The sequence below is a fragment of the Actinoplanes sp. SE50/110 genome (assembly GCF_900119315.1).
In the GTDB taxonomy this organism is placed as follows: domain Bacteria; phylum Actinomycetota; class Actinomycetes; order Mycobacteriales; family Micromonosporaceae; genus Actinoplanes.
Genome location: NZ_LT827010.1, coordinates 2,819,388 through 2,835,321, shown reverse-complemented (window position 1 = coordinate 2,835,321; position 15,934 = coordinate 2,819,388). Strand labels below are relative to the sequence as shown.

11 protein-coding genes and 1 pseudogene are annotated in these 15,934 nt (G+C 72.0%); 8 read left to right on the top strand and 4 right to left on the bottom strand.

The window, feature by feature from the left end; genetic code table 11:
- Positions 1 to 54: 54 nt before the first annotated feature.
- From ACSP50_RS12575 to ACSP50_RS12555, 5 genes are read left to right on the top strand one after another with little or no spacing between them, the layout of a single operon-like run.
- Positions 55 to 1,029: a zinc-binding alcohol dehydrogenase gene (locus ACSP50_RS12575; RefSeq protein ID WP_014690031.1), complete on the top strand. Its 975-nt coding sequence runs from the start codon at positions 55 to 57 to the stop codon at positions 1,027 to 1,029.
- 57 nt (positions 1,030 to 1,086) lie between these two features.
- Positions 1,087 to 1,488, top strand: coding sequence for a 6-carboxytetrahydropterin synthase (locus ACSP50_RS12570; RefSeq protein WP_014690032.1), 402 nt, complete (start codon positions 1,087 to 1,089; stop codon positions 1,486 to 1,488).
- A complete protein-coding gene (locus ACSP50_RS12565) occupies positions 1,485 to 2,564 on the top strand; it encodes a glycosyltransferase family 4 protein (RefSeq protein WP_014690033.1) in 1,080 nt (359 codons plus the stop codon). Before ACSP50_RS12570 ends, ACSP50_RS12565 begins: the two co-directional genes overlap by 4 nt.
- A complete protein-coding gene (locus ACSP50_RS12560; protein WP_014690034.1) occupies positions 2,561 to 3,313 on the top strand; it encodes a class I SAM-dependent methyltransferase in 753 nt (250 codons plus the stop codon). Before ACSP50_RS12565 ends, ACSP50_RS12560 begins: the two co-directional genes overlap by 4 nt.
- A 58-nt stretch (positions 3,314 to 3,371) precedes the next feature.
- Positions 3,372 to 4,457 (top strand): lysylphosphatidylglycerol synthase transmembrane domain-containing protein, encoded by a 1,086-nt coding sequence (locus ACSP50_RS12555; RefSeq protein WP_014690035.1) that lies wholly within the window; start codon positions 3,372 to 3,374, stop codon positions 4,455 to 4,457.
- A 5-nt stretch (positions 4,458 to 4,462) separates the two neighbouring features.
- Here the strand turns inward: ACSP50_RS12555 and ACSP50_RS12550 are convergent, their stop codons facing one another.
- The gene (locus ACSP50_RS12550) at positions 4,463 to 5,149 is read right to left on the bottom strand and encodes a dihydrofolate reductase family protein (protein ID WP_043511456.1); all 687 of its coding nucleotides are present in this window, start codon (positions 5,147 to 5,149) and stop codon (positions 4,463 to 4,465) included.
- Between the two features lie 83 nt (positions 5,150 to 5,232).
- Between ACSP50_RS12550 and ribA the strand changes: the two genes are divergently transcribed.
- The 3 genes and pseudogenes from ribA to recQ form a co-directional block, all read left to right on the top strand.
- Positions 5,233 to 5,874 carry a GTP cyclohydrolase II gene (ribA, locus tag ACSP50_RS12545; RefSeq protein ID WP_014690037.1) on the top strand — a complete coding sequence of 214 codons (642 nt, stop codon included), beginning with the start codon at positions 5,233 to 5,235 and terminating at the stop codon, positions 5,872 to 5,874.
- 50 nt (positions 5,875 to 5,924) lie between these two features.
- The gene (locus tag ACSP50_RS12540) at positions 5,925 to 7,826 is read left to right on the top strand and encodes a SpoIIE family protein phosphatase (protein WP_231956915.1); all 1,902 of its coding nucleotides are present in this window, start codon (positions 5,925 to 5,927) and stop codon (positions 7,824 to 7,826) included.
- 53 nt (positions 7,827 to 7,879) lie between these two features.
- A pseudogene (recQ, locus tag ACSP50_RS12535) lies at positions 7,880 to 9,760 on the top strand (DNA helicase RecQ); the annotation flags it as partial.
- A gap of 477 nt (positions 9,761 to 10,237) precedes the next feature.
- Here the strand turns inward: recQ and ACSP50_RS43360 are convergent.
- The 3 genes from ACSP50_RS43360 to ppdK form a co-directional block, all read right to left on the bottom strand.
- Positions 10,238 to 12,256, bottom strand: coding sequence for a hypothetical protein (locus ACSP50_RS43360; RefSeq protein ID WP_197688130.1), 2,019 nt, complete (start codon positions 12,254 to 12,256; stop codon positions 10,238 to 10,240).
- A gap of 178 nt (positions 12,257 to 12,434) precedes the next feature.
- Positions 12,435 to 12,839, bottom strand: a complete 405-nt coding sequence (locus tag ACSP50_RS12525; RefSeq protein ID WP_014690041.1) for a VOC family protein — start codon at positions 12,837 to 12,839, stop codon at positions 12,435 to 12,437.
- Positions 12,840 to 13,055: 216 nt separating this feature from the next.
- Positions 13,056 to 15,734: a pyruvate, phosphate dikinase gene (gene ppdK, locus ACSP50_RS12520; RefSeq protein ID WP_014690042.1), complete on the bottom strand. Its 2,679-nt coding sequence runs from the start codon at positions 15,732 to 15,734 to the stop codon at positions 13,056 to 13,058.
- Positions 15,735 to 15,934 lie beyond the last annotated feature (200 nt).

The following is a 15,934-nucleotide window of genomic DNA, read 5'->3' as shown; positions in this document are numbered from 1 at the left end:
GCTGTCCTCCACTCACACGCTTGTCGAGGACTTTCGGTTCAGAGGAGTTGGTTCGTGTTCGACGCGAGGGCCTTTTGGTTGGCTTGCCCCGGATCGGGGGAGATACGCACGGAATCGGTGCGGGATCCGGGTCCGGGTGAGGTGCTGGTGCGCACGCTGCACTCCGGCGTGAGCCGCGGTACGGAGACGCTGGTGTTCCAGGGCCGGGTGCCGGAGAACCAGTGGTCGGCGATGCGGGCGCCGTTCCAGGAGGGCGACTTCCCGGCGCCGGTCAAATACGGCTACCTCAACGTCGGCACGGTAGAGGAAGGTCCAGCTTCCCTGAAGAATCGGACAGTCTTCTGCCTGTTCCCGCATCAGACCCGATACGTGGTGGGGCACCGGGAGATAACCGTCGTGCCCGACGGCGTCCCCCCGGAGCGGGCGGTCCTGGCCGGCACGGTGGAAACCGCCGTCAACGCCGTCTGGGACGCCAACCCCCAGCTCGGCGACCGCATCACGATCGTCGGCGGCGGCATGGTCGGCTCCTCGGTGGCCGCCATCCTCGCCGCCTACCCCGCCGCCGAGATCCAGCTCGTCGACGCCGACCCCGGCCGCAGGACCGTCGCCGACGCCCTGGGCGTGGACTTCGCCCTCCCCGACGACGCCGCGGACGGCCGCGACCTGGTGATCCATGCCAGCGCCAACCCGGCCGGCCTGGCCCGCAGCCTGGAGCTCGCCGCCCCGGAGAAGACCGTCGTCGAGCTCAGCTGGTACGGCGACCGCGAGGTCCCCCTGCGCCTGGGCGAGTTCTTCCACTCCCGCCGCCTCACCATCCGCGGCAGTCAGGTCGGCGGCATCCTCCCGCAGCGGGGCCGCACGTACGCGCAACGCCTGGACCTAGCCTTGAATCTCTTGCGGGACGACCGTTTCGACGCCCTCCTGACCGGCCGGTCCGCGTTCGACGAGCTGCCCGAGGTGATGCCGAGGCTGGCCGACGGCAGCCTGCCGGCGCTGTGTCACGTGATCGACTACCCCACCGGGAATTGATCTTTCCGGACCGGGTAACCGTTGTCCTGCAAAGATCCTTCAGACCGAGGAGTGCCCTTGTTCAGCGTCACCGTCCGCGACCACATCATGATCGCGCACAGCTTCTCCGGGGAGGTCTTCGGACCTGCGCAGCGGCTGCACGGCGCCACCTTCGTGGTCGACGCCACCTTCCGCCGCCCGGAGCTGGACGAGGACAACATCGTCGTCGACATCGGCCTGGCCAGTGAGAAGCTGCACACCATCTGCTCCGGCCTGAGCTACCGCAACCTGGACGAGGACCCGGAGTTCACCGGCGTCAACACGTCCACCGAGTTCCTGGCCAAGGTGATCGCCGACCGGCTGGCCGTCCGGATCTCCGCGGGCGAACTCGGCCCGGGCGCCACCGGTCTCACCGGCCTCCAGGTCACCCTGCACGAGTCGCACATCGCCTGGGCGAGCTACGAGCGAACCCTGCGGTGAACACCCCGCTCCACGTGGTGCTGCCGGGCGGCATCGACGACCCGGCGGCACCGAGCGGCGGCAACCGCTACGACCGCCGGGTCCTGCGGGAGATCACCGCGAACCGGGCGCGCGGCACGCAGCGCGAGCCGGCTGCGGCTCCGCTCGATCATCCGGCGGTACGCGAGACCGCTCTGCCCGGCTCCTGGCCACGCCCCGCCGCGGACGCCCGCCGGCGCCTGTCCCGGACCATGGCGGCGATCCCCGACGGGCACACCGTGCTGCTCGACGGCCTGGTCGCGTGCGGCGTCCCGGAACTCCTCGCCCCGCACGCCCGTCGGCTGCGTCTGGTGATCCTGGTCCACCTGCCGCTCAGCGACGAGACCGGCCTCTCCCCAACCGCGGCCGCCGAACTGAAGGCCCTGGAGGGCCGCGCCCTGCACCTGGCCGCCGGGGTGATCGCCACCAGCGACCAGGCCGCCGCGCACGTCGCCGGCATGCACGGCATCGCCCGGGTGCACGTCGCGGCTCCCGGCGTCGATCCCGCCCCGCCGTCGACCGGCTCCCCCAGCGGCCGCCACCTGCTCTGTGTGGCGTCGCTCACCCACCGCAAGGGCCAGGACGTCCTGCTGCGTGCTCTGGGGACCCTCACCGACCTGGACTGGGAGTGCACCTTCGCCGGCGCGGGCCCGATCCCCGCCCATTCCGGGAACGTCCGGTTCACCGGGCCGCTCGCCGGGGCGGACCTCGAGGCCGCCTACGCGAACGCCGACCTCTTCGTTCTGCCGTCGCGCGCGGAAACCTACGGCATGGTGATCACCGAGGCGCTCGCGCACGCCCTCCCGGTGGTGGCCACCCACGTCGGCGGCGTCCCGCAGGCGCTCGGCGGCACCCCGGACGGCGTACCCGGCAAGCTCCTGGCCCCGGACGACCCGGACGGGCTCGCGGACGTCCTGCGCGCCTGGCTCACCGACAGCGACCTGCGGGCGCGCTGGCGGCGCCGGGCCGTCGCCCGCCGCGCGACCCTGACCGGCTGGGACGAGACGGCCCGCCGGCTCACCACGATCCTGAGAATCATCGAGGAAGGAACTCCATGACCGGAGAATTCAGCGCCGACTGGCTGGCCCTGCGCGAGCCCGCCGACGCCGACGCCCGCGCGGCCGACCTGGCCGGCCTGCTGCCGCATCCGGTCAAGGTGATCCGCGACCTGGGCTGCGGCACCGGGTCGATGGGCCGGTGGCTGGCGCCCCGGCTGCCGATGCCGCAGTTCTGGATCCTCACCGACCGCGACCACGACCTGCTGGAGATCGCCGCCGACCGGATGCCGGACGGGGTGAACGTGGCGATCGACGAGCGCGACGTGACCGCGCTGACCCGCGACGACCTGACCGGGGCCGACCTGGTCACCTGTTCGGCGCTGCTGGACGTGCTGACCGCCGCCGAGGTGGACCGGCTGGTCGAGGTGTGCGCGCAGGCCCGGGCGAACGTGCTGTTCACCCTCTCGGTGACCGGGGTGGTGCGGTTGACGCCCCCCGATCCGCGCGACGACGACGTACGACAGGCTTTCAACGACCATCAGCGTCGTGACGCGCGTCTCGGACCGGAGGCCGGGGACTACGCCGCGGCCGCCTTCGCGAAGGCCGGTGCGCGCATCCTCACCCGGGAGAGCCCCTGGCGGCTCGGCGCGGCGCGGCCCGAACTGACCGCCGAATGGTTGCGCGGCTGGGTCGGTGCGGCCGCCGAGCAGCGTCCTGATCTGCGCTTCGATGACTATCTGGCGGAGCGTGCGGCGGCCCTTCCGGAGATCTCGGTGGGCCACAAGGATGTTTTAGCGATCTTCGACTGAACCGAGTCACGGCGGTCGGGCGTACTAGTCCCTGAGGGATCGACGAGGGGACGGGAAAGTGACGACGCGATCGTTCTGGGCATGGGTGCGCCTGCTCGGCGGTGCCGGGATCATCGTGCTGGTGCTGTGGCGACTCGGCACCGGCGCCTTCCTGGACGGGCTGCGGGTGCTCGACGCCGGCACGCTCGCGCTGGCCTTCGGGATCGGCGTGGTGACCACGGTGCTCAGCGCGTGGCGGTGGTGCCTGGTGGCCCGCGGGCTGGGCCTGAAGCTGTCGCTGCGGGACGCCACCGCCGACTACTACCAGGCGCTGTTCCTGAACGCGGCACTTCCCGGCGGGGTGCTCGGCGACGTCGGCCGGGCCGTCTCGCACGGCCGCGAGGAGGGCGACGTGGGGCGCGGCGTGCGCGCGGTCGTCCTGGAACGCACCGCCGGGCAGCTGGTGCTGCTGGTGGTCGGCGGGGCGGTGCTGTTCACCGTGCCGTCGCCGGTGCTGACCGTCCTCGGCGAGCACGGGGAGACGGTCGCCGTGGTCGCCGGCACGGTCGCGGTCGTCGCGCTGCTGACCGTCGGGGTGCTCCGGCGGGCCCGGCGGGGCAGCGTGAAACTGGCCGGCGCCACCCGCACCGGGGCCGCCGAGATCCGCTCCGGCCTGCTGGCCCGCCGCAACTGGCCGGGCGTGCTGTTCGCCTCGGCCATGGTCCTCGCCGGGCACCTGGCGACCTTCCTGGTCGCGGCCCGGGTCGCCGGGAACGGCGCGTCGCTGCTGCGGCTCGCCCCGATGCTGCTGCTGGCGCTGCTGGCGATGGGCATCCCGCTGAACGTCGGCGGCTGGGGGCCCCGCGAGGGCGTGCTGGCCTGGGCCTTCGGCGCGGCCGGGCTGAGTGCCGAACAGGGCGTGACGATCGCGGTCGCCTACGGCATCTGTGCCTTCGTCGCGGCGGCGCCGGGCGCGATCGTGGTCGCGGTCCGTGCCGCGCGGAAACTGCGGCGGCCGGTTGCGGCCCGACCCGATTCGCGCGTACGGTCGACCACCCCCGCCGCGCCCCTGGTCACCGCCGAGCCCCTGCCGGCAGGGCCGGTGCGGGTGCGTCGCGCGACCACGGTGCGGCAACCGGCGTACAGCAGCGGGGTCGGGGTTTGATCCGCTCAGCTGAAGCGGTCGGAGAGCGCGTAGCGGAGCAGCACCACGTCGCCGATCTGGCGGACCTCGGCGAGCCGCGCGCGATTCTTCGGCCCGGCCGGGAAGTCGCCGTCGTGCACGAACCGCGGCGCGCGGGAGTCCCCGACGAAGAACGGCGCGATCACCAGCTGCAACTCGTCGGCGAGGTCGCCGGTGAGGAACTGGGTGTGCATGGTGCCGCCACCCTCGACCATCAGCCGGCGCACGCCGCGCCGGGCCAGGTCGGCGCTGACCCGGCGGACGTCGACCGGGTCGCCGCCGTCCACCACGGTGGCCGCCGCGCCCAGCCGGTCCCGGGTCGCCGCCAGCGCGCCGGTGGCGCAGTAGACCAGTTTCGCCGACTCGCCCGCGGTGAAGAACGCCGCCTCCGGGTCGAGGTCACCGCGACCGGTCACGGTCACCTTCACCGGATTCGCCGGTTTCCCCCGGACCAGCCGCCGCGCCCGGCGCTGCGCCGAGCGGATCAGCAGACGCGGATTGTCCTGGCGGATCGTCGAGGCACCGACCAGGATCGCGTCACAGCCGGCGCGGACCTCGTCGACCCGGTCGAAATCCGCGTCGTTCGACAGGAGCAGGCGGTCCGCGGACGTGTCGTCGAGATAGCCGTCGATCGACATCCCGCAGCTCAGCAAAATGTAAGGACGCTCATCCATCGTGCGTCCACGATAATCCGCGGTGTGCGGCGGCCGATCTTCGGGCACAGCCTCTGCCACAGCGCCAAAAATGAGGAGGACCGATGGTGAAGGCCAGCATCCGACGACAGGTGACCGTGCCGCTGCGGTTTTCCGACGGATACGCCACCACCGCCCAGGTGATGACCTTCGACGGGCTGGCGGACGGCCGCGAGCACCTGGCGCTGGGCCTCGGCGACTGGCGGCGGGCGCTGACCAAGTCGGCGGCCGGCGGCCGGGCGCCGCTGGTCCGCCCGCACAGCGAGTGCCTGACCGGCGACGTGTTCGGCAGCCAGCGCTGCGACTGCGGGCCGCAGCTGCGCGAGGCCGCCGAGCGGATCACCGAGCAGGGCGGCTTCCTGCTCTACCTGCGGCAGGAGGGGCGGGGCATCGGGCTGTACGCCAAGCTGGACGCGTACGCGCTGCAGGACGACGGGCTGGACACCTATGAGGCGAACCTGGCGCTGGGGCGCGGCGAGGACGAACGCGACTACACGGCGGCGGCGCAGATGCTGCAGGCGGTCGGCGTCGACCGGATCCGGCTGCTCAGCAACAACCCCGACAAGGCCCTGCAGCTGGAAGGCCTCGGCGTCGCGGTGACCCAGCGGATCCCGACCGGGGTGCACGTCTCCGCGGCCAACGTCCGGTACCTGCGGGCCAAGGCGTCGCACACCTCGCACACCATCGAACTGCCCCTGGCCGAGTGACCCCCGGGTCCGCGTGGCGCGGTTTCCGGCACGATGGCATGGTGACGGGCGTGGACATTCCGGCGGGCGGCGATCTTCGGGCGATGCTGTCCGCGGTGGATCAGCTGCCGTTCATCGTGGCCGTTTTCGAGGGACCGGAGCTGCTCCTGGTCGGCGCGAACGCGGCGACCAGGGCGGTGCTGCCCGGGCGGGACATCATCGGCCGGCCCTGCCGGGAGGTGCTCAGCGACCTGGCCGGGCAGCAGTTCGTCGACGCGTACTACCAGGTGTACCGGACCGGTGAGCCGATCGCCGGCCAGCAGTGGCGGGCCCACCTGGACATGCCGGACGGCTCGGTGCACGAGATGTTCGCGACCTTCACCATCGTGCCGTGGCGCGACCCGGACGGGACACTGCGCGGGGTGATCGGCGCCGCGTTCGACGTCACCGAGATCGCCCGCACCCGGCAGGCCGCCGAGGCCGAGGCCGCCCGGCTGCGGCAGCGCTACGAGCAGGGCCGGGACGTGATCACCGAGCTGCAGCGGGAACTGCTGCCACCAGGGCTGCCGGTGCTGCCCGGCCTGCAGGTGGCCGCGAGCTACCTGCTCGCCGACGCGGACACCGCGGCCGGCGGCGACTGGTTCGACGCGGTGGCCCGGCCGGACGGGCGGGTGGCCCTGGTCGTCGGCGACGTGGTCGGGCACGGCATCACCGCGTCCGGCGCCATGGGGCAGCTGCGGGCGGTGCTGCGGGAACGCCTCGACTCCGGCGCGCCGATCGAGGAGGCGCTGGCGGCCGCCGACCGGTTCGCCGGGCGGATGCAGGCGGCGCACGCGGCCACCGTGTGCCTGGTGCTGCTCGACCCGGCCGGCGGTGCGCTGGACTACTGCACGGCCGGACACCCGCCGCCGCTGGTCAGCGGACCCGACGGGACCACCCGCTACCTCGCCGCCAGCGGCGGGTCGCCGCTCGGCACCGGCGGGGTCTTCCCGATCCGGCACGACCGGCTGGCGACCGGGGACCTGCTGCTGCTCTACACCGACGGGATCGTGGAACGGCCCCAGGCCGGCGGGCCGCAGCCCGCGGAGCTCGCCAAGGTGGTCGCGGACGCGACGGCCGGGCGGGCGCTGCGCGAGCCGGGCAGCACCGCGGCCGACCGGGTCTGCGGGCAGGCCATCGAACTGCTGGTGCGGGCCGGCGGGCATGCCGACGACATCACCCTGCTCGCGGCGCAGCGGGTTCCGGTCGTACCCGAGCTGGCCCTCGATCTTCCGGCGAAGCCGACCGAGTTGCGCGGGGTGCGGGCCCGGCTGGGGCGGTGGCTGGCCGAGCTCGGCGCGTCCGCGCAGGACGTGTTCGTGCTCCAGCACGCGCTCGGCGAGCTGACCACCAACGCGATCGAGCACGGCGGCGGGCGGACCGTCACGGTCCGGGCGGTGCTGACCGCGGCCGGGCGGGTCGAGGCGGTCGTCACCGACCACGGCGGGTGGCGGGCGCCCTCCCGGCAGCCGATCCGCGGCCGTGGCCTGGCCCTCACCGCCCAGCTGGTGGAGAGCCTGCACGTCGAGCCCGGCCCGCACGGCACGGTGGCCACCGTCCGGCACCCGCTGAGCCGCCCGGCCCGGCTGCTCACCCGTTTCGACGACGCTCCGCGCCGGGCCGAGCCGCCCGCCGCGATGACCGTCACCGAGCTGCCCGGCGGCGACGAGGCACGGGTCCGGGTCGACGGGCCGGTGGACAGCACCTCCGCGGTCGCGCTGCGGCAGGAGCTGCTGCGCCGTAGCCGGGGCGGGAACGTGCCGATGACCGTCGACCTGACCGGGGTCGACCACCTGGCCAGCGCCGGGGTGTCCGCGCTCTACCTGATCGCCGAGCAGCACCACGACCGCAAAGCCCCGCTGACCCTGATCGCGGCCCCGGACAGCCCCTCGCGGCACATCCTCGACCTGGTCGGGCTGCCGGTAACCCCATAGGGGTCGTCCACAGGGCTGGGCAGAATGTCGGTGCGGCTCACTACTATCGCGGGGTGACTTCGGCTCCCGCTATCCCCGTCTCCAGTGCCACCGACGCGCTCAACCGCATCTTCGGTTATCCGGATTTCCGCGGCCGGCAGCGCGAGATCGTCGAGCACGTGATCGACGGTGGTGACGCCCTGGTCCTGATGCCCACCGGCGGCGGCAAGTCGCTGTGCTACCAGATCCCCGCCCTGGTCCGCCCCGGCACCGGTGTGGTGATCTCCCCGCTGATCGCCCTGATGCAGGACCAGGTCGACGCCCTGCGCACGCTCGGCGTCCGGGCCGGCTTCCTGAATTCGACGCAGGACCTCGACGAGCGCCGCCTGGTCGAGGCCGAGTTCGTCGCCGGCGAGCTCGACCTGCTCTACGTCGCGCCCGAGGGCCTGGGCACCGCGGGCGTCCAGCGGCTGCTCGACCGCGGGCAGATCTCGCTGTTCGCGATCGACGAGGCGCACTGCGTCTCCCAGTGGGGCCACGACTTCCGCCCCGACTACCTGTCGCTGTCGATGCTGCACGAGCGCTGGCCCGACGTGCCGCGGATCGCGCTGACCGCCACCGCCACCACCGCCACCCGCGACGAGATCGCCCGCCGGCTGCAGCTGACCGACGCGCGGCACTTCACCGCCAGCTTCGACCGGCCCAACATCCAGTATCGGATCGTCCCGAAAAATGATCCGAAGCGCCAGCTGCTCGACCTGCTGCGCACCGAGCACCCGGGCGAGGCCGGCATCGTCTACTGCCTGTCCCGCGCCTCCGTCGAGAAACACGCGGAATACCTGTCCGCCAACGGCGTCCCCGCGCTGCCCTACCACGCCGGTCTCGACGCCCGCACCCGCGCCGAGCACCAGTCCCGCTTCCTGCGCGAGGACGGCCTCGTCATGGTCGCCACGATCGCCTTCGGGATGGGCATCGACAAGCCGGACGTCCGCTTCGTCGCCCATCTCGACCTGCCGAAATCCGTCGAGGGCTACTACCAGGAGACCGGCCGCGCCGGCCGCGACGGCCTGCCGTCCACCGCCTGGCTCGCCTACGGCCTGCAGGACGTCGTCCAGCTCCGCAAGATGATCGACGGCTCGGAGGGCGACGCCAACTTCCGCCGCAACGCCAACCGGCACCTCGACGCGATGCTCGCGCTGTGCGAGACGGTGTCCTGCCGCCGCGTCCAGCTCCTGGCCTACTTCGACCAGGAGGCCGCATCGTCGTCGTGCGGCAACTGCGACACCTGCCTCACCCCGCCCGAGTCGTGGGACGGCACCGTCCCCGCCCAGAAACTGCTGTCCACCGTGCTGCGCCTGCACCGCGAGCGCAACCAGAAGTTCGGCGCCGGCCAGTCGATCGACATCCTGCTCGGTAGGAAGACGGACAAGGTCGCCCAGTTCCGCCACGACCAGCTCAAGGTCTTCGGCATCGGCGCCGACCTGCGCGAGGCCGAGTGGCGCGGCGTCGTCCGCCAACTGCTGGCCGGCGGCTACCTGGCGGTCGAGGGCGAATACGGCACGCTGGTCCTCACCGACCGCAGCGCCGCCGTCCTGCGCGGCGAGGTCACCCTGATGATGCGCCGCGAGCTGGCCCGTCCCCGATCCGCGTCCAGCGCCCGCTCATCGTCGGGTTCGGGCTCGTCCAGCTCCCGCTCGGCCGCACCCGCTCCCGCCGACTTCCCGGCCGAAGCCGAGCCCCTCTTCGAAAGGCTCCGCGCCTGGCGGGCCGGCATCGCCCGCGATCAGGCCATCCCGCCTTACGTCATCTTCCACGACAAGACGTTGCGCGCCATCGCCGTCCTCGCCCCCGCCACGCTCGACCAGCTCGCCACCGTCAGCGGCGTCGGCCAGAGCAAGCTCACCAAGTTCGGCGACGACGTCCTCGCCGTGATCCGTGGCGAGACCCCGTCCCCCACCCCGCCGCCCGGCGACTCGCCCGTCCCCGGCACGCTCCCCGTCACCACCACCGGGCCTGCCCACGGTGGGCTTCCCGGCACGGCCACTGCGGCTGCCCGTGGCGCGCTTCACGCAGCCGAGCCGGCCCCTGACACACTTCCCGTCTCCGAGCCGGCCCGCGGCACGCTCCCCGCAGCCGGCGCACGTCCCGTCCCTGAGCCGGCCCGCGGCACGCTTCCCGCAGCCGACGCGCGTCCCGTCCCCGAGCCGGCCCGCGGCACGCTTCACCCAGCCGACGCACGTCCCGTCCCCGAGCCGGCCCGCGGCACGCTTCACCCAGCCGACGCACGTCCCGTCTCCGAGCCGGCCCGCGGCACGCTTCCTTCCGCCGGACCGACCGCCTCCTTCGAGGATGACTTCCCCCGGTATGAGTACACCGACGAGGACGAGCCCTTCTTCGACTGACGAACCTTCCCACCTGCCCGCGGCTGCCCTTTACCGGACCGCCGCGGGCTGCCGGACTGACAGTTCGCCGTATTTCGCCAGCGCCGCCGACAGGTCGACGGTCCGCCCGCCCAGGGTGGCGTCCAGGAACGCGGCGCTGGTCTCCACTGTCATCCGCACGCTGCCGTTCCCCCCGAGCGAACCCACCAGCGACGGGACCGGCGGCAGATAAAGGGGCGCATCGGTGAACGTGAGATGCGCACTCCCCGGCACGGTGAGCCGATACCCGCCCGCCCCGCCGCCTTCGAGCACTGTCATCACCCGCGCGACATAGTCGGCATCCGCCCGATCCCGAATCTCATGGGTAACCACCAGAACGGGCTGCCGTACCGCCTTCTGATCGGTGTCGAGCCCACCGTCCAGATCGATGACCGCCTTGAACCGCGGATCCCCTTGAGCAGCCCGCACAGCCGCCGCCCCACCCAGCGAATGCCCGGTGACCGCCGCCCGACCGACATCCAGCCGGCCAGCCAACTCCCCGGCGACGCCCTCCTCACCGCCGCCGACACCGCCACCCGCACGGCCGGGCTCGCCGCCGTCTGCCGGTGCACGGTGGTCGAATGCTGCCTTCCCGCCGCGGCCAGCAGGCTCGCCCATCCCGCCACGGCCGGCAGGCTCGCCCATCCCGCCACGGCCGGCAGGATCGCCCATCCCGCCACGGCCGGCAGCATCGCCCATCCCGCCACGGCCGGCAGCATCGCCCTCCTCGCCACGGCCGGCAGCATCGCCCTCCTCGCCACGGCCAGCAGGATCGCCCTTGTCCAGGCGGCCGAGTTGGGTCAGGACGAAGCTGAGGTCCGCGGCCCGCACCGACGTCCAGGAGATTCGCCGACGGTTGTCCTCGGTCCGGTCCCCGCTGGCCGCGATGCGCGTCCGGACGGTACTCCCGTCGGCGAGTACGACCGCGGCCGAGTCATACGGGTGGTCCACCCCGGCCACGACGTAGCCTCGGCTGGCCAGTTCCTCAGCCCACGCCGTGTTCTGCGTGCGTACCCCGCCGAGCCCGGGCGAGAACAGCACCACCGGGAAGCGACCGGTTGCCGGTTGCGCCCCGACCACCGCGTGGGTCCGTGCCCGGGTAGGCCCGTCGAGCAGAAACCCCGGCACCCCGAGATAGTCAGCCACCCCATCAGCGACGATTTCAGCTTCGCGACGATTCCGCCCCAGGTACTGCGCCCGAACCGCATCCGGCGCCACCCGCTGCGCCGGATACCACAGCTGCACCACCACCGCGCGCCGATCGCCGGCGTCCGGCGTGGCCGCCTCCCCCCGCGCCGGATCCGTCCACTGCAGCACTGTCGTCCCCACCGCGGACGCCCCGGACAGCGCCGGAAACACCGGCACCGGCAACGCCCAGGCGGCCGCCCCGGCCCCGATCACCAGCCCCAGGGCCACCACCGAACCGGGCAACGCCATCGACCGCCGAACCCGCCGATCCTCCTCCCCACCCCCGGCAGCCCCCTCACTCCGCCCGTCCGAGGCTCGCAAAGCCTCCCGGCTCCCCACATCGGCAGCCTGCAGAGCCGCACCGCTCCCGCCGCCCGAAGCGCCCGACACCTCCCCGCCTCGGCCACCCGAACCCCGCGGACTTTCCCCGCTCCCCGCCTCAGCGGCGCGCCGAGCCGCACTCCTCCGGTCCGAAGCGTCCGATACCTCCGCGCTTCCCCCGCCCGAAGCGCGCAGAGCCCCGCCGCTACGCGCCTTCGTAGCGCGCCGGACTTCAGCACTGCGGCCATCGCTGGCGGACAGGGCGATGCGACGCTTCCGGAGCCACACCGCAACGGTTGCCGCGACCACAAGCAGGTCCGTGCCCAGCACCAGAAGGACCGGCCAACGGGTGCCCGGCACGGTGAAGGCCGCGCCGACGATCGTCACGGCGGCGGCGCTGAGAGCAGTGCGGCGCCGTGCGGCCGTCGGCAGCCATCGGGCGAGCACCAGCACCGCCGAGGCCGCCACGACAGCGAAGTCAGCGATGGTCATGTGCAACCCGGGGATCATGATCGTCAGCACAGCCACAGCATTCACAGGGCTGACTGAGCGCACCCTGAGCCCGGCTGAGCGCACCCTCAGGCCGGCCGAGCCCGCCGGACCCGAACCCCGGCCGGATCAACGCACAAGAGCATCATCGAAAGAACGTGGGCACGCCGGGCGGCGCTGAAGGCCGAACGGCAGACGTGATCGGCGCGGATCAGGCGGTGATGTTGACCATCCAGGGGACGCCGTATCTGTCGACAAGCTGGCCGAACTCGTCGCCCCACATCTGTTTCTCCAGGGGCAGGCTGATGGTGGCGCCGTCGGCGAGCTTGTCCCAGAAGGCGCGCAGGTTGTCGGAGGCGTCGCCGCTGATGCTGACCGAGTTGGCGTTGCCCGGGGTGAACGGCATGCCGGGCGCGGTGTCGGAGGCCATCAGGGTGTAACCCTGCGGCGTGTCCAGCATCGCGTGCATCACCTTGTCCTTGATCGACTCGTCGGGGACGCCGAACTCCCCGAACGTGGTGACCTTCAGATCGCCACCGAAGATCCGCTGATACGTCTCCATGGCCTCGCGGGCGTTGCCGTCGAAGGTCAGATACGGGTTGAGCCGGGACGCCATCGCTGACTCCTCTGCCGAAGGAAGCTGTCCTCAGGGACGCTAGACCCACCCCCCGACATTTTCGCCGGGGATCGACAGCCGTACCCGGACGAGACCGCGACAGGGTAAAGCGGGCGGCCCCGTTTCCGCCGCGTAGTGGTCACGGGGCCGCCCGGACGGCCGGCGGTCGTGCGGCGAACCGCCGCACGCCCACCGCCGCCAGCTGGTGATGCCGGTCTACCGGTGGTCGGATCCTTCGGACTCGACCGCCGCCCGCCCGGCTTCAAGCCGCGCGATCGGCACCCGGAACGGCGAGCACGACACATAGTCGAGCCCGACCTCATGGAAGAAGTGCACCGAATCCGGGTCCCCGCCATGCTCCCCGCACACGCCGAGCTTGAGTCCCGGCCGGGCGGCCCGCCCCTCTTCCGCGGCGATCCGCACGAGCCGCCCCACGCCCTCGGTGTCGATCGACTCGAAGGGGCTGATCCCGAAGATGCCGAGTTCCAGGTAGCGCCAGAAGAACGCCCCTTCCACGTCGTCGCGGGAGAAGCCCCAGCCCATCTGGGTCAGGTCGTTGGTACCGAAGGAGAAGAATTCGGCCGCTTCGGCGATCTGCCCGGCGGTCAGCGCCGCCCGCGGCACCTCGATCATCGTGCCGATCAGCACCGTGACGCCGGAGTCGCCGATCACCTCGGCGATGATCTTCTCGGCTTCGGCGCGGACCGTTTCCAGTTCCTGTACCGCGCCGACCAGCGGCACCATGATCTCCGGGCGCGGGTTGCCGCCCTCGGCCGCGAGCGCCACCGCGGCTTCCGCGATGGCCCGCACCTGCATCGCGAAAAGACCGGGAATGACCAGGCCCAGTCGTACGCCGCGGAGCCCGAGCATCGGGTTCTGCTCGTGCATTTTGCGGACCGCGGCCAGCATCTTTTCGTCGTGTTCGAGCCGCTGGCCCTGCTCGTGCGCGACCGCCACCTTGACCGCGAGCTCCTCCAGGGACGGCAGGAACTCGTGCAGCGGCGGGTCGATCAGCCGGATGGTCACCGGCAGCCCGTTCATCTCGCGCAGGATCTGCAGGAAGTCGGCTCGCTGCAGCGGCTGCAGGGCGGCCAGCGCGTCGGTCCGGTCGGTGTCGGTGCGGGCGAGGATGAGGCGTTCGACGAGCTCCCGGCGGTCGCCGAGGAACATGTGCTCGGTCCGGCACAGGCCGATCCCCTGGGCTCCGAACCGGCGGGCCCGGGCCGCGTCGGTGCCCGTGTCGGCGTTGGTCCGCACGGACAACCGCCGTTTCTGATCGGCATGCGTGATGATCCGGTGCACGGCGGCGACCAGCGGGTCGTTGGCCTGCGTCGGGTCCAGGTCGCCCTCGAAGTACTGCACGACCTCGCTCGGGCGCACCGGCACCTCGCCGAGGTAGACGCGGCCGGTCGTGCCGTCGATCGAGACGACGTCGCCTTCGCGGATGGTGTGCGCGCCGATGGTGACGGTGTCGCGTCCGACCTCGATCTCGTCGGCACCGCAGACACAGGTCTTGCCCATGCCGCGGGCGACCACGGCGGCGTGCGAGGTTTTGCCGCCCCGACTGGTGAGGATGCCCTTGGCCGCGATCATGCCCGGCAGGTCGTCCGGGTTCGTCTCACGACGTACCAAAATGACTGATTTTCCTTCGGCGGCGGCGGCGACCGCGTGCGCGGAGGTGAAAACCACCTCGCCGGCGGCCGCGCCCGGGGATGCGCCGACGCCGCGGGTGACCGATTCCGGCGATCCGGAAAGGTCGAAGCGCGGGAACATCAGCTGGCCGAGCTGGCTGCCGGTGACGCGGGTGAGCGCCTCGTCGAGGTCGATCACGCCCTCGTCGACGAGTTGTGCGGCGATGGTGAACGCGGCGGCCGCGGTCCGTTTGCCGACCCGGGTCTGCAGCATCCACAGTTTGCCGCGTTCGATGGTGAACTCGATGTCGCAGAGGTCGCGGTAGTGGCCCTCGAGGATGGCCATGATCCGCAACAGTTCGTCGTAGCTGCGCTTGTCGAGGTTCTCCAGCTCGGCGAGCGGCAGCGTGTTGCGGATTCCGGCGACCACGTCCTCGCCCTGCGCGTTGGCCAGGTAGTCGCCGTAGATGCCCTGCTCGCCGCTGGCCGGGTTGCGGGTGAACGCGACGCCGGTGCCGGAGTCGTCGCCCAGGTTGCCGAAGACCATCGCCACCACGTTGACCGCGGTGCCCAGGTCGGCCGGGATCCGCTCCTGTCGCCGGTAGAGCACCGCGCGGTCGGCGTTCCACGACCGGAAGACCGCCTCGACAGCCAGGTCGAGCTGCTCGCGCGGATCCTGCGGGAACTCGTGCCCGGTGTGTTTCACGAACACTTTCTTGTACGCCGTGACCAGCGCCCGCAGATCCTCGGCGTCGAGCTGCACGTCGTCCTTGACACCCTTGGCCACCTTCGCCTGGTGCAGAGCGTCCTCGAACTCCGCCCCGGGCACGTCGCACACCGTCTTGCCGAACATCTGGATCAGGCGGCGGTACGAGTCCCAGGCGAACCGGTCGTTGCCACCGGCCTGCCGGGACAGCCCGGCCACCGACTCATCGTTGAGACCGACGTTGAGGACGGTCTCCATCATCCCGGGCATCGAGAACTTGGCGCCGGACCGGACCGAGACCAGCAGCGGATCGGCCGGGTCGCCGAGCCGGCGGCCCATCGCCTGCTCCAGCGTCGCCAGGTGCGTGTCGATCTCCCCGGCCAGCCCGTCGACATGCGTACCGGCGCGCAGGTATTCCTGACACGCCTCGGTGGTGATGGTGAATCCGGGCGGGACCGGGAGGCCGAGGTTCGTCATCTCCGCGAGATTGGCGCCCTTGCCACCCAGCAGGTCTTTGAGGTCCTTGTTGCCCTCGTGGAAGTCGTAGACGAACTTCATGCCGCAGCCACCTCCGCCTAAGAATCCTCGGCTGCACGCCATCGTGCCCCGGGATTCGTAAGGCTAAGCGCGGTTGCGGCGAATAGTTAACGTTCCGTGGACTTTTCCACAGCGGTACGGAGTCGCGTGCTCAGATCGCGCTCTCTTCGCGCAGAACCGAGCAACGGGAGGGATGAAATTGCCGTTGGGCCGGCAGAAGC